The organism is Pseudomonas sp. PGPPP4, from assembly GCF_002256045.1.
Lineage (GTDB): Bacteria > Pseudomonadota > Gammaproteobacteria > Pseudomonadales > Pseudomonadaceae > Chryseomonas > Chryseomonas oryzihabitans.
The window spans coordinates 53,049-70,561 of sequence record NZ_NKID01000001.1; the positions used below are offsets into that span (position 1 = coordinate 53,049).

General features: G+C 67.6%; 13 protein-coding genes. 10 read left to right on the forward strand and 3 right to left on the reverse strand.

What is annotated here, in order from left to right; genetic code table 11:
* The first annotated feature begins 59 nt into the window (after positions 1-59).
* Together CFE50_RS00245 and CFE50_RS00250 are read left to right on the forward strand one after the other, a co-directional pair.
* Positions 60-947 carry a M23 family metallopeptidase gene (locus CFE50_RS00245; protein WP_286729428.1) on the forward strand — a complete coding sequence of 296 codons (888 nt, stop codon included), beginning with the start codon at positions 60-62 and terminating at the stop codon, positions 945-947.
* Between the two features lie 187 nt (positions 948-1,134).
* Positions 1,135-3,036, forward strand: coding sequence for a sensor domain-containing diguanylate cyclase (locus CFE50_RS00250; RefSeq protein WP_286729431.1), 1,902 nt, complete (start codon positions 1,135-1,137; stop codon positions 3,034-3,036).
* A gap of 12 nt (positions 3,037-3,048) precedes the next feature.
* On the opposite strand, the gene CFE50_RS00255 is transcribed toward CFE50_RS00250, so the two are convergent.
* Both CFE50_RS00255 and glcC read right to left on the reverse strand, forming a co-directional pair.
* Positions 3,049-4,413 carry a hemolysin family protein gene (locus CFE50_RS00255; protein WP_286729433.1) on the reverse strand — a complete coding sequence of 455 codons (1,365 nt, stop codon included), beginning with the start codon at positions 4,411-4,413 and terminating at the stop codon, positions 3,049-3,051.
* A gap of 146 nt (positions 4,414-4,559) precedes the next feature.
* Complete coding sequence (glcC, locus tag CFE50_RS00260) at positions 4,560-5,327, reverse strand: transcriptional regulator GlcC (protein ID WP_044341159.1); 768 nt, start codon at positions 5,325-5,327, stop codon at positions 4,560-4,562.
* 208 nt (positions 5,328-5,535) lie between these two features.
* On the opposite strand from glcC, the gene glcD reads away from it, so the two are divergent.
* The 8 genes from glcD (at position 5,536) to ridA (ending at position 15,122) form a co-directional block, all read left to right on the forward strand.
* Positions 5,536-7,035 (forward strand): glycolate oxidase subunit GlcD, encoded by a 1,500-nt coding sequence (gene glcD, locus CFE50_RS00265; protein ID WP_241808638.1) that lies wholly within the window; start codon positions 5,536-5,538, stop codon positions 7,033-7,035.
* A complete protein-coding gene (gene glcE, locus CFE50_RS00270) occupies positions 7,035-8,081 on the forward strand; it encodes a glycolate oxidase subunit GlcE (RefSeq protein WP_241808639.1) in 1,047 nt (348 codons plus the stop codon). The genes glcD and glcE overlap by 1 nt, the downstream gene beginning before the upstream one ends.
* Positions 8,082-8,093: 12 nt before the next feature.
* Positions 8,094-9,326, forward strand: coding sequence for a glycolate oxidase subunit GlcF (glcF, locus tag CFE50_RS00275; protein WP_241808640.1), 1,233 nt, complete (start codon positions 8,094-8,096; stop codon positions 9,324-9,326).
* A 14-nt stretch (positions 9,327-9,340) separates the two neighbouring features.
* On the forward strand, positions 9,341-9,745 hold the full coding sequence (locus tag CFE50_RS00280; RefSeq protein ID WP_027598097.1) for a heme-binding protein: 405 nt from the start codon (positions 9,341-9,343) through the stop codon (positions 9,743-9,745).
* A 30-nt stretch (positions 9,746-9,775) separates the two neighbouring features.
* Positions 9,776-11,950 carry a malate synthase G gene (locus tag CFE50_RS00285; protein ID WP_286729455.1) on the forward strand — a complete coding sequence of 725 codons (2,175 nt, stop codon included), beginning with the start codon at positions 9,776-9,778 and terminating at the stop codon, positions 11,948-11,950.
* Between the two features lie 153 nt (positions 11,951-12,103).
* Positions 12,104-12,376, forward strand: a complete 273-nt coding sequence (gene rpoZ / locus CFE50_RS00290) for a DNA-directed RNA polymerase subunit omega (protein ID WP_007161465.1) — start codon at positions 12,104-12,106, stop codon at positions 12,374-12,376.
* A gap of 3 nt (positions 12,377-12,379) precedes the next feature.
* A complete protein-coding gene (gene spoT, locus CFE50_RS00295; protein WP_042135202.1) occupies positions 12,380-14,539 on the forward strand; it encodes a bifunctional GTP diphosphokinase/guanosine-3',5'-bis pyrophosphate 3'-pyrophosphohydrolase in 2,160 nt (719 codons plus the stop codon).
* A 202-nt stretch (positions 14,540-14,741) separates the two neighbouring features.
* Positions 14,742-15,122, forward strand: coding sequence for a deaminase RidA (ridA, locus tag CFE50_RS00300; protein WP_007161463.1), 381 nt, complete (start codon positions 14,742-14,744; stop codon positions 15,120-15,122).
* Between the two features lie 132 nt (positions 15,123-15,254).
* On the opposite strand, the gene katE is transcribed toward ridA, so the two are convergent.
* Positions 15,255-17,396, reverse strand: coding sequence for a catalase HPII (katE, locus tag CFE50_RS00305; protein ID WP_286729465.1), 2,142 nt, complete (start codon positions 17,394-17,396; stop codon positions 15,255-15,257).
* Between the last annotated feature and the right edge of the window lie 117 nt (positions 17,397-17,513).

Genomic DNA, 17,513 nt, shown 5'->3' on the forward strand with positions numbered 1-17,513 from the left:
CGCCCAGTCTGCACGGCTTTGTTAGGTTCTGTCCTTGCCCATCATGGTGGCCCTATGCCATGGACCGACGCCTGACCGCCCTGATCACCTGCCTGAGCCTCGCCCTGGCCGTGCCCGCCCTCGCGCCGGCGGCCGAAAAGGCGACCCTGACCAAGACTTCCGCCAAGAGTCCGGCCCGCAAGGGGCAGGTCAAGCTCAAGGTGCGCAATGCCAGTGAAGGCCGCATTTTCGAGGTTCGCAACGATTTCGACGTGCCCGTGCGGGTCGAGTTGCGCCTGCAGCGCACCGTCAACGTGGCCGGTGGCGAGCGCCCGATCCGCCAGGTCATCGAGCCACGCTCCACGGTGCAGCTGGCGGTGATCCGCAAGCGGCAGCAGGGCTTTCCCATGCACTTCGACCAGGCCTTCAGCTACAGTCCGCAGCTGCCGGTCGGCGCCCTGCCAGCGCTGGCGAGCGGTGTTCCGGGCGGTGCCGATAACGGCATCGGCTACGGCTACGCCTGGCCCTGGCGCCAGGGCGTCTACTACGTGACCCAGGGCGCGGGCGGCGATTTCAGCCACAACACGCCCAAGGGGCGCTATGCGGTGGACATCGCCATGCCCGAGGGTACCCCGATCAGCGCCGCCCGTGCCGGCACGGTGATCGACGTGGAAAACGGCCAGTTCGGCCATGGTCCCAATCCCTCCGGCAACTTCGTGCGCATCGCTCACGAGGATGGCAGCCAGAGCGCCTATCTGCACCTGCGCCGTGGGTCGGTCAAGGTGCGGCCGGGCGAGCGGGTGGAGGTCGGCACGCCCCTCGCGGAATCGGGCAACACCGGACGCAGCACCGGTCCCCATCTGCACTTCGTGGTCCAGTCTCACGAAGGCGGTGAAATGGTCTCCATTCCCTTCCGCTTCGTGCGGCCGCTGGCAGCCCTGCCCAACATGGCGCTAGGCGACCGCTAAAACCTCGCATGAGGGCTTTCCAGATAGGGTAATGCCACGGGGTCTGCAAGGTGACCAGGCCCCTTTGCGCGGTCAGAAATCCCTTGGCAGGAATGGGGTTGGTGGCGTTATGCTATCACCACGCTATTCCTCCAGGCCGCGGGTTCTACCGTGGCCTTCCCTTCCTTCAGGCTATGGATGCCGCCCCATGAATGGATTCCTGGCCGCCCTGTGCGCCGGTGGGCGCAATCGGGCTTTGCACCTGCTGGTATGGCTGCTGATCGCCCTCGACGGCCAGGCGCAGGTCTTGCGGCTCGAGGATCCGGGGCGCAGCTACGATCCGCGACCGGCGCTGGAGATCCTCAAGGCGCCGGCCAGTCTGACCTTTGCCGAGGCCGCCGCCCGCCCACGCGGGGGCGAGGACGGCTGGCATGCACCCGATGAACTGGAAATGCTGCTCCACGACGGCCGCCAGGGCCTCTGGCTGCGCTTCGCCATCCAGGGCCGCGATGACCAGGCCTGGTGGCTGATTCCGAGCTGGCCGGTGCTGGATCGCCTGGACCTGCGCACCCGCGATGCCGATGGCCGCTGGAGTCCATTGCAGCAGAGCGGCCTGGCCTTGCCGGCCTCGCAACGGACACTGCCCGGGCGCCAGCTGATGTTCGCCCTGGCGCCGACCGCTGGCGCGGTGGAGGAGGTCTACCTGCGGCTGGATTCGCGGGAGACCTTTGTCCTGCCGCTGCGGCTGGTGACGCCGGCCGCCTATCTGCACGAGGCGCAGCAGGATGCCTGGCTGGTCGGCAGCTTCTTTGGTTGCCTGATCACCATGCTGCTGCTGACCCTCACGCTATGGAGCTTTGGCCGCCGCTCTGGCTTTGGCTGGTATGCCCTCTATCTGCTCAGCGTCATCGGCTATCAGGCGGTCACCAGCGGCTATGGCGCCTGGCAACTCTGGCCGGAGAGTCCGGCCTTCGCCCTGCGTGCCCACCTGGTCTTTACCGCCCTGTGTTTTCTGAGTGGCGGATTGTTCGTGCGCTACCTGCTCAGCCTCTATCACGGCGACCGCTGGATCGATTTCGGCAATCGCCTGCTGATCGGCTACTGGAACGTGGCGCTGGTCATCGCGCTGATCTGGCCGCACCTGCTGAGCTTCCAGGAAATGCTCGGCATGATGGCGCTGAGTTGCCTCGGGCTGCTGGGTACCACTACCTACCTGGCGCTGCGCGGCAGCCGCATGGCGCTGTGGTTCAGCGCGGCCTGGGCCCTGTTGCTGCTGGGCAGCTCGATCCAGCTGCTGGCGGTCGCCGGCTGGCTGCCCGCCGACAGTCCGGCCTTCCATGGACAGATGGCCGGCTTCGCCCTGGGCTTCGTGATGCTGTCGCTGGGGCTCACCGAAGGCCTGAGTCTGCAACGCCGGGCGCGGATCGAGGCGCAGCGGCAGGCGCTGGAAGCCTCCAGCGCCCTGGCCCGGGAGCGCGAAGCCTCCTTTGTCGAACTGGAATTGCGCGTGGCATTGCGCACCGTCGAGTTGCAGCAGGCCAAGGCCAGCCTCGAACGGCTGAATCGCGAACTGCTGCACCAGAGCCAGACCGATTCCCTGACCGGACTCGGCAATCGCCGGCATTTCGAGCGGGTCTTCCAGCAGGAGATCCGCCGCGCCATCCGCGCCGAACGGCCGCTGGCGGTGCTCCTGGTGGACATCGATCATTTCAAGGCGGTCAACGACACCCACGGCCACACCCTGGGCGACGAATGCCTGAGGTGCGTGGCCGAGGTGCTGCGCAGGCACGTTCAGCGGGCGGGGGAGGTGGCGGCGCGCTATGGCGGCGAGGAATTCGTCATCGCCCTGCCCGGGAGCGACCAGCAGGCGGCCCGGACGCTGGCGGAGCGCATCCGCCAGGAGGTGGCAGGGCTGGAATTGCAGACCGAGCAGGGCCGCCTGCGGCCGTCGATCAGCGTCGGGGTCGCGGTAGCCGTGCCGAGCAATCTCGAACACGGCCTGGGGCTCCTGGAAGACGCCGATCGGGCGCTCTATGCGGCCAAGCGCGGCGGGCGCAATCGCGTCTGCCTGAGCGATGGCCTGCCGGAACTGGCCAGCGGGCGCGGCTGAGGCCGCGTCGCCTCAGCGTTCCTCCGGCTGGCGCCGGTGGACGTCCTTGGGATCCAGCTTGATGACCTTGGCCAGGACGATCTTGGGGCCCTTCATCTTCTTGACGATGATGCGCAGGCCCTCGGCTTCCAGCACCGTTTCCTCTTCGGGGACGCGCTTCAGGCTGTCGTAGATCAGGCCGGCCAGGGTCTCGGCCTCGACGTGGTCCAGATCGATGCCCAGCAGTCGCTCGACCTTGAACAGCGGGGTGTCGCCGCGCACCAGCAGCTTGCCCGGCTGGTAGGCGACCACGCCGCGCTCGGTCTTGCGGTGTTCGTCCTGGATGTCGCCCACCAGCACCTCGAGCACGTCTTCCATGGTCAGGAAGCCGATGACCTTGTGGTCGGCTTCCTCCACCAGCACGAAGTGCGCACCGCCGCGACGGAATTGCTCCAGCAGGTCGGACAGCGGCATGTGCTTGGTCACCCGCTCCAGCGGATGCACCAGGTCGTCGAGGTCGAAGGAGGCGGCTTCGCTGTCCAGGCCGGCGATGGCCAGCAGCAGGTCCTTGATGTGCAGGACCCCGGTAAAGGTCTGGCTGTCTTCGTCGTAGACCGGGTAGCGGCTGTACTTGGAGCGGCGGATCTGGGTGAGGATCTCGTCCAGGCTGGCCTTGCTGTCCAGGTAGATGAGGTCTTCGCGGGAATTGGCCCAGTCCACCACTTCCAGCTCGCCCAGCTCCACCGCCGAGGCCAGCACCCGGCTGTCCGGGTCGGTGGCGCGGTTGGAGTGCAGGATCAGCTTGAGCTCGTCGCGACTGTAGTGGTGCTCGTGGTGCGCGCCCGGCTCGCCCTGGCCGGCGATGCGCAGGATGCCGTTGGCGCTGGCGTTGAGCAGCCAGATGGCCGGGTACATCAGCCAGTAGAAGAGGTACAGCGGCACCGCCGTCCACAGCGAGAGCAGGTCGGGCTTGCGGATCGCCCAGGACTTGGGCGCCAGCTCGCCGACCACGATGTGCAGGTAGGAGATGATGAAGAACGCCGAGAAGAAGGCGACGCCGTGGATCACCTCGGGGCTGCTGACGCCGACGGCGCCGAGCAGGGGTTCGAGCAATTCGGCGAAGGCCGGCTCGCCGACCCAGCCCAGGCCCAGGGAGGCCAGGGTGATGCCGAGCTGGCAGGCGGAGAGGTAGGCGTCGAGCTGGTTGTGCACCTTCTTGAGGATGCGCCCGCGCCAGCCATGTTTCTTGGCGATGGCCTCCACGCGGGTGGCGCGCAGCTTGACCATGGCGAACTCGGCGGCGACGAAGAAGCCGTTGAGCAGCACGAGGAAGAAGGCGAAGAACACGAGGCCGAGATCGGCGAACAACGTCGAGGCGAGACTGGTGGAAGGGTCCATTAGGGCCGAGAGCTGGAAAAAGGTCGGCTAAGCATGGGGGCGGGGCAGGGCAGTTGCAAGATGTTGCGCCCGCCGGAGGGACGGGGCGCACCCTGGGCTGACGGGCAGCCGCTCTGGCATCCCCCTTTGCCGGCGGGCCTTTTTCGCTAGGTCCAGCCTTCCAGACGCATGGTGGCGCGCACCAGGCGCTGCTCTTCCTGCTCGATCTCGCGCAGGCTGTCCCTGACGCTGTGGATGTGCTCGCGGGCGGCGGCATGGGCTTCGTCGGGCAGGCGCTGGCTCACGGCGGCATAGAGGCGGGCATGCTGGGCGTCGATCTCGCGGCGCTGCGGCGGCCGATGGTAGAGATTGGCGATGCAGGCGAACACCGAACCCAGCAAGAGCTCGTTGAGCGATTGCAGGGTGTGCACCAGCACCGGATTGTGCGAGGCCTCGCTGATCGCCAGGTGGAAGGCGTGATCGAGGCGCGCATGGGTTTCCGCCGGCAGGGTGGCCGGGTCCTGGCAGGCGGCGCAGAGTTCGTCGTAGCGGCGACCGATCAGCACCAGGTCGGCGGTGGTGGCGCGCAGCGCCGCCAGGCGCGCGGCTTCGCCTTCCAGCAGGGCGCGGACCTCCAAGAGGTCGTAGAGGGTGCGCGGCTGGCTGCTGAACAGGTGCAGCAGCGGATTCTCCGCCGCCGGCGCCGCCAGGCGGGCGACGAAGCTGCCCTGGCCGTGACGGGTCTCGATGATGCCGCGGGCGCGCAGCAGGCCCAGACCCTCGCGCAGGGCGGTGCGCGAGACGCCGAGCTTGTCGCACAGGCGCCGCTCGGACGGCAGCGGCTGACCGACCTTGAGCACCCCGTCCACCACCAGGCGTTCGATCTGCTGACTGACGTTCTCGGCGACGGGAAGACGGGCGGCGGGCGCGGACATGGCGAGTTCCTGCTGGTATGACCACGGGGTTTGGCGCTAGTGAGCCACTGGCGGAATCTGCCGTCAAGCGGGCTGAAAGCGGCTCATCCTTTGGTCGAAGAGGGCGCAAAAACTGGTATGACCAGTGCGCTCGGCCATGGACGCCCCGCTTGCAGTCGGGGTACAACGAAGCCTTTCCAGCCAGAACAACAACAATGGCGGTTACCCGATGAGCCTGGTCTACGACGAACGTCTCGACGGCGCCTTGCCCCGCCCGGACAAGGCGCAACTGCTGCAGCGGCTGCGTGCCGAACTGCCCGAGCACTGCCTGCTGCACGACAGGGAAGACCTCAAGCCCTACGAATGCGATGGTCTCGCGGCCTATCGCACCACGCCGCTGCTGGTGGTGCTGCCGGAAACCGTGGAGCAGGTGCAGGCGACCCTGCGCCTCTGCCATGAACTGCAGGTACCCCTGGTGGCCCGCGGCGCCGGCACCGGCCTGTCCGGCGGCGCCCTGCCGCTGGAGCAGGGCGTGCTGCTGGTGATGGCGCGCTTCAATCGCATCCTCGAAGTGGACCCCGACGGTCGCCGTGCGCGGGTCCAGCCCGGGGTGCGCAACCTGGCCATCTCCCAGGCCGCGGCGCCCTTTGAGCTCTACTACGCGCCCGATCCCTCGTCGCAGATCGCCTGTTCCATCGGTGGCAACGTCGCCGAGAACGCCGGCGGCGTGCACTGCCTGAAATACGGCCTGACCGTGCACAACGTGCTGGCGGTGGAGATCGTCACCCTGGAAGGCGAACGCCTGACCCTGGGCGGCGCCGCCCTGGACAGCCCCGGCTTCGACCTGCTGGCGCTGTTCACCGGCTCCGAGGGCTTGCTGGGGGTGGTGGTGGAGGTGACCGTCAAGCTCTTGCCCAAGCCGCCCTGCGCCCGAGTGGTCATGGCCAGCTTCGCCGACATCGAGCGCGCCGGGGCGGCGGTGGCCGACATCATCGCCGCCGGCATCATCCCTGGCGGCCTGGAGATGATGGACAACCTGACCCTGAGAGCCGCCGAGGACTTCATCCACGCCGGCTACCCGGTGGACGCCGCCGCCATCCTGCTCTGCGAGTTGGACGGGGTGGAAGCCGACGTGGCCGCCGACATCGAGCGCGTCAGCGCCCTGCTGGCCGCCGCCGGAGCCACCGAGATCCGCCTGGCCCGCGACGAGGCCGAGCGGCAGAAATTCTGGGCCGGGCGCAAGAACGCCTTTCCCGCGGTGGGACGGCTGTCGCCCGACTACTACTGCATGGACGGCACCATCCCGCGTCGCGCCCTGCCCGAGGTGCTGCGCGGCATCGAGGCCTTGTCGGCGGAATACGGCCTGGCGGTGGGCAATGTCTTCCACGCCGGCGACGGCAACCTGCATCCGCTGATCCTCTTCGATGCCAATCGGCCCGGCGAGCTGGAACAGGCCGAGGCCCTGGGTGGCCGCATCCTCGATCTCTGCGTGGCGGTGGGGGGCACCATCACCGGCGAACACGGCGTCGGCCGCGAAAAGATCAACGCCATGTGCACCCAGTTCCAGTCGGGCGAGCTGACCTTCTTCCATGCGGTAAAGGCCGCCTTCGACGCCCCCGGCTTGCTCAACCCCGGCAAGAACGTGCCGACCCTGCACCGCTGCGCCGAATTCGGTGGCCTGCACGTGCATCGCGGCCAGTTGCCCCACCCCGAACTGGAGCGCTTCTGATGGACAGTCTGAACCTGCTCCTCGACCAGGTCCGCGAGGCCCTGGTCCGTCACCAGCCGCTGCGCATCCATGGCGGCGACACCAAGGCCCGACTGGGCCGTGCGGTGGAGGGCGAGCCGCTGGACGTCAGCGGCCATCGCGGCCTGGTGCACTACGATCCCACCGAACTGGTGGCCACGGTGCGCACCGGCACGCCGCTGGCCGAACTCAATGCCGCCCTGGCCGAGCAGGGGCAGATGCTGCCCTGCGAGCCGCCGCGGCTGGGGGAGGGCGCCACCGTCGGCGGCACCCTGGCCTGCGGTCTTTCCGGTCCACGCCGCCCCTGGGCCGGCAGCCTGCGGGACTTCGTGCTCGGCACGCGCCTGATCACCGGCACCGGCGAGCACCTGAGATTCGGCGGCGAGGTGATGAAGAATGTCGCCGGCTACGACGTCTCCCGCCTGCTGGCCGGCAGCCAGGGTTGCCTGGGCGTGATCACCGAGGTGTCCTTCAAGGTGCTGCCCAGGCCGCGCTGCACCCAGAGCCTGAGCCTGGAACTGGACGCCGAACGCGCCCTCCAGCGCCTGGCCGTCTGGGGTCGCGAGGCGCTGCCGATCTCGGCGGCCTGCCATGACGGCCAGCGGCTGCACCTGCGCCTGGAAGGCGGCGAGGGCTCGGTGCGCTCGGCGGCCGATCGCCTGGGCGGTGAAGCCCTGGGCGAAGCCTTCTGGGACGAGCTCAACGAACAGCGGCTGGCCTTCTTCGACGGCCCCGCGCCGCTGTGGCGGCTGTCGGTGCCGGTCAACACCCCGCTGCTGGACCTGCCCGGCAGCCGCCTGCTGGATTGGGGCGGTGCCCAGTACTGGCTCAAGAGCGATGCCCCGGCCACCGTGCTGCGCGAGATCGCCGCGCGCGCCGGCGGCCATGCGCTCTGCTACACGCCGGACGCCGAGCGCGAGGCCCAGCATCCGCTGCCCGCCGCGCTGCTCGACTATCACCGCCGCCTCAAGGCGCGCCTGGACCCCCAGGGGATCTTCAATCCGGGTCGGCTGTACGCCGGGCTGTAGGGGAAAGACGTCATGCAAACCAATCTGAGTCCCGCCGCCCGCGAACTGCCCCGCGCCGCCGATGCCGAGCGGGTGCTGCGCAGCTGCGTGCACTGCGGCTTCTGCAATGCCACCTGCCCGACCTACCAGTTGCTCGGCGATGAGCTGGACGGTCCGCGCGGGCGCATCTACCTGATCAAGGGCATGCTCGAAGGCGGCGAGGTCAGCGAAAAGACCCGCGAGCACCTCGACCGCTGCCTGACCTGCCGCAACTGCGAGACCACCTGTCCCTCGGGCGTCTCCTATCACGAATTGCTCGACATCGGCCGCGCCGAGGTGGAGCGCCGGGTACCGCGCCCGCTGGGCCAGCGCCTGCTGCGCGCCGGGCTGCGTCAGGTGCTGCCGCAGCCGCGGCTGTTCGGGGCGCTGCTGAAAAGCGGGCAGGCACTGAAGCCGCTGCTGCCGGCAGGCGTCCAGGCCAAGCTGCCGGCGCGCATCGCCGCTCCCGGCGTGCGACCCGCGCCACGCCATGCCCGGCGCATGCTGATCCTCGAAGGCTGCGTGCAGCCGGGGCTCTCGCCCAACACCAATGCCGCCACCGCGCGGGTACTGGATCGCCTCGGTATCAGCCTGGACGCCGCGCCCCGCGCCGGCTGTTGCGGCGCGGTGGATTACCACCTCAATGCCCAGGAGGCCGGCCTCGATCGCGCCCGGCGCAACATCGACGCCTGGTGGCCGGCGCTGCAGGGCGGCGCCGAAGCCATCATCCAGACCGCCAGCGGCTGCGGCGCCTTCGTCAAGGAATACGCCAGCCTGCTCAAGAACGATCCGGCCTATGCCGCCAAGGCGCGGGAAGTCTCGGCGCGCACCCGCGACCTGGTGGAGGTGCTGCGCGAGCTGCCGCTGGAAGAGCTGCGGCTGAAGGACGCGCCGCGACTGGCCTTCCATTGCCCCTGCACCCTGCAGCACGCCCAGCGCCTGGGCGGCGCCGTGGAAGGCGTCCTGCAGCGGCTCGGCTTTCCGCTGGCGCCGGTGCCCGACGGCCACCTCTGCTGTGGCTCGGCCGGCACCTATTCGCTGACCCAGCCGGACTTGTCGCGGCGGCTGCGCGACGCCAAGCTCGACGCCCTGGAGAGCGGTCACCCCGAGGTGATCGCCACCGCCAACATCGGTTGCCAGAGCCATCTCGACGGCGCCGGGCGCACCCCGGTGCGCCACTGGATCGAAATCCTCGACGCGGCCCTGGCCGCTCCGACCCAACCCTGAACCCTGGAGGCTCCATGAAGACCAAAGCCGTGCTCACCCTTGCCGAGATCGACACCCTGCTGGCCGCCGGTCGCGCCGAAGCCGAGCGCCAGGGCTGGGCCGTGTGCATCGCCGTGGCCGACGACGGCGGCCATCCGCTGGCCCTGCTGCGCCTCGACGGCGCCGCGCCCAACAGCGCCTACATCGCCCCGGAAAAGGCCCGCAGCGCCGCCCTGGCGCGCAAGGAGTCCAAGGTGCTGGAAGAGATGATCAACAACGGCCGCACCGCCTTTCTCAGCGCGCCGCTGATGCAGGGCATGCTCGAAGGCGGGGTGCCCATCCTGGTGGACGGCCAGGTGGTGGGCGCCGTCGGCGTCTCCGGCGTCAAGGCGCCGGAAGATGCCCAGGTCGCCAAGGCCGCGATTGCAGCCCTCAACTGAATTCAACGCCTCACATTAAGGAAAGCCATCATGACCGACCGCACTACCCTGGGCCGCCTGCAGGTGGCCACCGAGCTGCAGCGCTTCATCGACGCGGAGGTGCTGCCCGGCACCGGACTCGACACCGCCGCCTTCTGGTCGGGCGTGGACCAACTGGTGCACGATTTGGCGCCGCGCAATCGCGAACTGCTGGCCGAGCGGGATCGCCTGCAGGTGGAACTGGACAACTGGCACAGCGCCCATCCCGGTCCGGTCACCGACCTGGCCGCCTACCAGGCCTTTCTGGAAGGCATCGGCTATCTGCAACCGGTCCCCGGCCAGGTGCAGGCCTCGACGGCCGGCGTCGACCGCGAGATCGCCGAACAGGCCGGTCCGCAGCTGGTGGTGCCGGTGCTCAACGCCCGCTACGCCCTGAACGCCGCCAACGCCCGCTGGGGTTCGCTGTACGACGCCCTCTACGGCACCGACGCCCTGCCCGAGACCGATGGCGCCGAGCGCGGCAAGGGCTACAACCCCGCCCGTGGCGCCAAGGTGGTGGCCTTCGCCCGCCAGGTGCTGGACGGCGTGGCCCCCTTGGCCAGTGGCTCGCACCGGGATGCCACCGCCTACCGCATCCAGGACGGCCGCCTGGTGGTGGAGCTCAAGAGCGGCACCAGCGAACTGGCCGATCCGGCCGCCTTCGTCGGCTTCCAGGGCGAGGCCGCCGCGCCGTCGGCCGTGCTCCTGCGCCACAACGGCCTGCACCTGGAGATCCAGATCGACCGCGACAGCGCCATCGGCAAGACCGACGCCGCCGGGGTCAAGGACCTGCTGATGGAAGCCGCGGTCAGCACCATCATGGACCTGGAAGACTCCATCGCCGCGGTGGACGCCGCCGACAAGGTCCTGGCCTATCGCAACTGGCTGGGCCTGATGAAAGGCGACCTGGCCGAGGAAGTCAGCAAGGGCGGCGAGACCTTCACCCGCCGCCTCAACCCCGATCGCGAGTACCAGGGCGCCGACGGCCAGCCCTTGAGCCTGCACGGGCGCTCGCTGCTGTTCATCCGCAACGTCGGCCATTTGATGACCAATCCGGCGGTGCTGCTGGAAGACGGCCGCGAGATCCCCGAGGGCATCCTCGACGCCGTGGTCACCGTGACCATCGCCCTGCACGACCTCAAGCGCCAGGGCAACTCCCGCAGCGGCTCAGTCTATATCGTCAAACCCAAGATGCACGGTCCGGCCGAGGTGGCCTTCGCCGTCCAGCTGTTCGACCGCGTCGAGGCGCTGCTGGGGCTGCCGGCCAATACCGTCAAGCTAGGCATCATGGACGAGGAGCGGCGTACCAGCGTCAACCTCAAGGCCTGCATCGCCGCCGCCGCGGCGCGGGTGGCCTTCATCAACACCGGCTTCCTCGACCGTACCGGTGACGAGATGCACACCGCCATGCTGGCCGGGCCCATGCTGCGCAAGGGCGACATGAAGACCTCCAAGTGGATCACCGCCTACGAGCGCAACAACGTGCTGGTCGGCCTGGCCTGCGGCCTGCGCGGCAAGGCGCAGATCGGCAAGGGCATGTGGGCCATGCCCGACCTGATGGCGGCCATGCTGGAGCAGAAGATCGGCCATCCCAAGGCCGGCGCCAACACCGCCTGGGTACCGTCGCCCACCGCCGCCGTGCTGCATGCCCTGCATTACCACCAGGTCAACGTCCAGCAGGTGCAGCAGGAGCTGGAACGCAGCGACGTCGACGCCGCCCGCGGCGACTTGCTCGCCGGGCTGCTCAGCGTGCCGGTGGCCGAGTCGCCGGACTGGTCCGTCGAGGCCATCCAGCAGGAGCTGGACAACAACTGCCAGGGCATCCTCGGCTACGTGGTGCGCTGGGTCGACCAGGGCGTCGGCTGCTCCAAGGTGCCCGACATCCATGACGTCGGCCTGATGGAAGACCGTGCCACCCTGCGCATCTCCAGCCAGCACATCGCCAACTGGCTGCACCACGGCGTGGTCACGGCCGCGCAGGTGGACGAGACGCTGCAGCGCATGGCCAAGGTGGTGGACGGCCAGAACGCCGGCGATGCCCTCTACGAGCCCATGGCCGGCCACTTCGACACGTCCTACGCCTACCGCGCCGCTCGCGACCTCATCTTCAAGGGCCGCGAGCAGCCCAGCGGCTACACCGAGCCGCTGCTGCACGCCTGGCGCCTGAAGAAGAAAGCCGGCGCCTGATCCGGCCAGGGCTCCCGTCCGGCGCGGGCGGGAGCCACTTACCCAGGTGCGGTGCCGGTGGTCCTCCGACCACCGCCCCTTCCCTTGCCACTGGCGAATTTTTATACTATCGGGTCCCCCGTTCCCGGGATCATCATCGCCACGAGGAAGACCATGGCCCGCGTTACTGTCGAAGACTGCCTGGACAACGTAGACAACCGATTCGAGCTGGTCATGCTCGCCACCAAGCGCTCGCGTCAGCTGGCCACCGGCGGCAAGGAGCCCAAGGTACCGTGGGACAACGACAAGCCCACCGTCGTCGCCCTGCGCGAGATCGCCGAAGGTCTGGTCGACGAAGAAGTCATCCGTCTTGACGACATCGTCGAAGAAGAGCCGCTGTTCGCCGCCTTCGAAGTCAACGAAGAAGCGGACGGCGAGGCCCTCTAAGCCATGGCCGCCGAGCCTGCGTATGGTGACGTCCACCCGACCGGCATCGACCTGCTGGCCGAGCGTCTGGCGGACTACCTGACCCCCGACCAGGTCAATCTGGTACGGCGGGCCTACTACTACGCCGAGCAGGCTCACGACGGGCAGCGCCGCCGCAGCGGCGAGCCCTATGTCACCCATCCGCTGGCCGTCGCCAACATCCTCGCCGACATGCACATGGACCATCAGAGCCTGATGGCCGCCATGCTGCACGACGTGATCGAGGACACCGGCATCGCCAAGGAAGCCCTGGCCGGCCAGTTCGGCGAGACGGTGGCGGAGCTGGTGGACGGGGTCAGCAAGCTGACCCAGATGAAGTTCGAGACCAAGGCCGAGGCCCAGGCGGAGAACTTCCAGAAGATGACCATGGCGATGTCCAAGGACATCCGCGTCATCCTGGTCAAGCTGGCCGACCGGCTGCACAACATGCGCACCCTGGACGCCATGCCGCCGGACAAGAGCCGGCGTATCGCCAAGGAAACCCTGGAAATCTACGCCCCCATCGCCAACCGGCTGGGCATGCACGATTTCTACGTGGAATTCGAGGACCTGGGCTTCCGCGCCATGCACCCGATGCGTGCCGAACGCATCCAGCGGGCGGTCAAGACCGCGCGGGGCAATCGCCGCGAGATCCTCGGCAAGATCCAGGAATCCCTGGCCAATTGCCTGGCCCGGGACGGCCTCGACGGCGAGGTGGTCGGCCGCGAAAAGCACCTGCACAGCATCTACCAGAAGATGCGCGGCAAGCGTAAGTCGTTTAACGAGATCATGGACGTCTACGGCTTCCGCATCATCGTCGACAAGGTCGACACCTGCTACCGCGTGCTCGGCGCGGTGCACAATCTCTACAAGCCGTTCCCGGGGCGCTTCAAGGACTACATCGCCATCCCCAAGGCCAACGGCTACCAGTCCTTGCACACCACCCTGTTCGGCATGCACGGCGTGCCCATCGAGATCCAGATCCGCACCCGCGAGATGGAAGAGATGGCCAACAACGGCATCGCCGCCCATGGCCTGTACAAGGCCGGCGGCGACGAACCGCGCGCCAGTCACCTGCGCGCGCGCCAGTGGGTGAAGGGCATCCTCGAGTTGCAGCAGCGCGCGGGCAACTCCCTGGAATTCATCGAGAACGTGAAGATCGACCTCTTTCCCGACGAGGTCTACGTCTTCACCCCCAAGGGCCGCATCATGGAGCTGCCCAAGGGCTCCACGGCCGTGGACTTCGCCTACGCGGTGCACACCGACGTCGGCAACAGCTGCATCGCCTGCCGCATCAACCGCCGCCTGGCGCCGCTGTCGCAGCCGCTGGGCAGCGGCGAGACGGTGGAGATCGTCACCGCCCCCGGCGCCCGGCCCAATCCGGCCTGGCTCAACTTCGTGGTCACCGGCAAGGCGCGCACCAACATCCGCCATGCGCTCAAGCAGCAGCGTCGCTCCGAGTCCATCAGCCTCGGCGAGCGGCTGCTGAACAAGGCGCTGTCCGGCTTCGGCACCCAGCTGTCGAAGATCTCGCCGATGCGCATCCTCTCGGTGCTCGGCGAATACAAGGGCGTGGTGCTGGAAGACCTGCTCGAAGAGATCGGCCTGGGCAATCGCATGGCCTATGTGGTGGCGCGGCGCCTGGTGTCCGGCAGCGAGCAGGAAGAGCCACTGGAACCCCAGGCCAGCACCACGCCCCAGGGCCCGCTGGCGATCCGCGGCACCGAAGGCCTGGTGATCAGCTACGCCAAGTGCTGCACGCCGATTCCGGGCGATCCCATCGTCGGTCACCTGTCGGCCGGCAAGGGCATGGTGATCCACCTGGAAAATTGCCGGAACATCGCCGAATTCCGGCATAACAGCGAAAAGTGCATCGTGCTCAACTGGGCCAAGGACGTCACTGGCGAATTCAGCGTCGAGTTGCGCGTCCAGCTGGAGCACCAGCGCGGCCTGATCGCCATGCTGGCCAACAACGTCACCGCCGCGGACGCCAACGTCGAGAAGATCGGCATGAACGAGCGTGACGGCCGGGTCAGCGTGGTCCAGCTGGTGGTCAGCGTGCGTGATCGCGTGCACCTGGCGCGGGTGATCAAGAAGCTGCGGACGCTCAAGGGCGTGGCCGGTATCACTCGGGTTCGCAGCTGAGAACCTGCTCACGATCTGCTGCGCGTCGGCCAAACGGCGTTGAAAATGCCTTCGGAATGCTCATTTACCATTCGTAAACTCCGCTTCCTCAGGCATTTTCGCCTTGTTTGTCTCTAGCTCGCGCAATCGTGAACAGGTTCTGAGGTTGCAGCGGATCGCCACCGGCTTGCAGAATCAGGCCTTTCCCGCACAGGAGCGACCCATGAGCAAGCAAGTGATCCACACCGACAAGGCGCCCGCCGCCATTGGTACCTATTCCCAGGCGATCAAGGTCGGTGACACCGTCTATCTCTCCGGGCAGATCCCGCTCAACCCGACCAGCATGGAGCTGGTGGACGGCTTCGAGGCCCAGGTGGTCCAGGTCTTCGAAAACCTCAAGTCCGTTGCCGAGGCTGCCGGTGGTTCGCTGGCCGATATCGTCAAGCTGAACATCTTCCTGATCGACCTGGCGCACTTCGCCACCGTCAACGAGATCATGGGTCGCTATTTCCAGCAGCCCTATCCGGCGCGCGCTGCCATTGGTGTAGCCGCGCTGCCGAAGGGGTCGCAGGTGGAGATGGATGGGGTGCTGGTGCTGGGGTAATCAGTGGTCAATCGCGGCCATGGGCCGCTCCTACAGCAGCATGATCTCTTGTAGGAGCGGCCCATGGCCGCGATAGCCTAGACCAAAAAAGCCGACCGTCTCGCGACGGTCGGCTTTTTCATGCCCGCCTGCTTAGGCCGGGATCGACTTGATCTTCGGCATCCGCGCCCAGCAACGGTGCTTGGCGATGGCGGCGAAGAAGTCCTGCTGCACCGCCTTGAAGTCGCTGCCGGTGAGCAGCGCCTCGTCGGTGTCCAGGTAGACCGCCTTGAGCAACTGCTCGGCTTCGCCGGTGAGGGCGATGGCCTTGAGGTGCTTGTAGGCTTCCAGCAGGTAGTGCTTGATCACGCCGTCGTCGAGCATGGCCTTGACGCTCTCGGCACCGCCCGGCACATAGACCGCGTCCAGCGCCACCGAAGGCATGCCTTCGGCGGAGCCGTCCACGGCCACTTCGCTGCCGTCGGCGGCCTTGACCGGGCCGGCGGTGGGGCCGAGCACCTTCACATGGGCACCTTCGGCCTTGAGCGCCTGCTTGATGGCCTCCACTTCGCTGGAGATGACGCCGTCACCTACCAGCACCGCCACCTTGAAGCCCTTGATGTTGCCGGACAGCAGGTTGAGCTGGCTCAGCGCCGGCGACTTGTCGATGGAGACCTTGCGCGGCTGCACGGTGGGGGCGGTGGGCGGGGTCACGCCGACCTTCTTGGCCACCTTCTGCGCCAGCTCCAGATCGATGTTGGCGAGGATCTCGTTGACCTGGCGCTCGCGAATCCACATGCGCTCGACCTTGCCCAGCTCGAAGCTGTAGGCATCGGCGACGTGCGCCTGCTCGGCTTCCGACAGGCTGTTGTAGAACAGCGTGGCCTGGGAGAAGTGGTCGCCGAAGGTCTCGCTGCGCTCACGCACCTTGTGGCCGTCGATGCGCTCGTAGTAGCTCTCGAAGCCGCCGTCCTGGGGCGCCGGCGGGGTTTCCTTGGGCCAGCCGCCGTCGATGGAGTTGGGCTCGTAGGAGGCGCGACCCTTGTCGATGGTCATGCGGTACTTGGCGTCACGCTGGCCGTTGTGATTCGGCACCACTGGGCGGTTGACCGGCAGCTCGTGGAAGTTCGGCCCACCGAGACGGCTGATCTGGGTGTCGGTGTAGGAGAACAGCCGACCCTGCAGCAGGGGATCGTTGCTGAAGTCGATACCGGGCACGACATGGCCGGGGCAGAAGGCCACCTGCTCGGTCTCGGCGAAGTAGTTGTCCGGGTTGCGGTTGAGCACCAGCTTGCCCAGCGGGGTGATGGGCACCAGCTCCTCGGGGATGATCTTGGTGGCGTCGAGGATGTCCCAGTCGAAGGTGTGCTCGTCTTCCTCGGGAATGATCTGCACGCCGAATTCCCACTCGGGGTAGTCACCGGCTTCGATGGCTTCCCAGAGGTCGCGACGGTGGGCATCGGTGTCCTTGCCGGCCAGCTTCTGGGCCTCGTCCCACACCAGGGAGCGCACGCCGCCGGCGGGCTTCAGGTGGATCTTGACGAAGACGCCCTTGCCGGCGGTGTTGATCATGCGGAAGGTGTGGATGCCGAAGCCCTGCATGCTGCGCAGGTTCACCGGGATGGCGCGGTCGGTCATGGTCCAGAGCACCATGTGCGCCGACTCGGGCACCAGGGAAACGAAGTCCCAGAAGGTGTCGTGGGCGCTGCCGCCAGTGGGGATCTCGTTGTGCGGCTCGGGCTTCACCGCATGGACGAAGTCGGGGAACTTGATGGCGTCTTGGATGAAGAAGACCGGCATGTTGTTGCCGACCATGTCCCAGTTGCCTTCCTCGGTGTAGAACTTGATGGCGAAGCCACGCACGTCGCGCACGCTGTCGCCGGAGCCGCGCGGGCCCTGCACGGTGGAGAAGCGCACGAACACCGGGGTCTGGTGGTTGGGGTCGCGGAAGAGCGCGGCCTTGGTCAGGTCGGACCAGTCCTGGTAGGGCTGGAAATAGCCATAGGCACCGGTGCCGCGGGCATGGACGATGCGCTCCGGGATGCGCTCCGGGATGCGCTCGTGGTCGAAGTGGGTGATCTTCTCCCGCATGATGAAGTCTTCGAGCAGGGAAGGCCCGCGGGTGCCGGCGCGCAGCGAATTCTGGTTGTCGGCGATCTTCACGCCATGGTTGGTGCGCAGTGCCTGGCCGGTGGCATCGGAGCGGAATTGCTCCAGTTGCTCGATTTTCTTCGAGGTGTTCTGGCGATCCAGGGTGTCGGTACCGGCGAGTTCACTCTTGGGGGGCGTAGCCATGGAAAGTCCTCATCAGGCGCCTGTCAGGCGCTCTTTGCGTCCCCTACGGAATGTGGGGCGAATTCAGGCAGTCCTGTAGTGACTCGCCGGCCAGAGCCGGTGTTCCGTCTGGTTGAT

Coding starts and splice junctions, on each gene's coding strand:
- rpoZ (WP_007161465.1), top strand. CDS start 12,104: ATGGCCCGCGTTACTGTCGAAGACTGCCTGGACAACGTAGACAACCGA.
- spoT (WP_042135202.1), top strand. CDS start 12,380: ATGGCCGCCGAGCCTGCGTATGGTGACGTCCACCCGACCGGCATCGAC.
- glcE (WP_241808639.1), top strand. CDS start 7,035: ATGGACAGTCTGAACCTGCTCCTCGACCAGGTCCGCGAGGCCCTGGTC.
- CFE50_RS00285 (WP_286729455.1), top strand. CDS start 9,776: ATGACCGACCGCACTACCCTGGGCCGCCTGCAGGTGGCCACCGAGCTG.
- ridA (WP_007161463.1), top strand. CDS start 14,742: ATGAGCAAGCAAGTGATCCACACCGACAAGGCGCCCGCCGCCATTGGT.
- glcF (WP_241808640.1), top strand. CDS start 8,094: ATGCAAACCAATCTGAGTCCCGCCGCCCGCGAACTGCCCCGCGCCGCC.
- CFE50_RS00250 (WP_286729431.1), top strand. CDS start 1,135: ATGAATGGATTCCTGGCCGCCCTGTGCGCCGGTGGGCGCAATCGGGCT.
- CFE50_RS00255 (WP_286729433.1), bottom strand. CDS start 4,413: ATGGACCCTTCCACCAGTCTCGCCTCGACGTTGTTCGCCGATCTCGGC.
- katE (WP_286729465.1), bottom strand. CDS start 17,396: ATGGCTACGCCCCCCAAGAGTGAACTCGCCGGTACCGACACCCTGGAT.
- CFE50_RS00245 (WP_286729428.1), top strand. CDS start 60: ATGGACCGACGCCTGACCGCCCTGATCACCTGCCTGAGCCTCGCCCTG.
- glcC (WP_044341159.1), bottom strand. CDS start 5,327: ATGTCCGCGCCCGCCGCCCGTCTTCCCGTCGCCGAGAACGTCAGTCAG.
- CFE50_RS00280 (WP_027598097.1), top strand. CDS start 9,341: ATGAAGACCAAAGCCGTGCTCACCCTTGCCGAGATCGACACCCTGCTG.
- glcD (WP_241808638.1), top strand. CDS start 5,536: ATGAGCCTGGTCTACGACGAACGTCTCGACGGCGCCTTGCCCCGCCCG.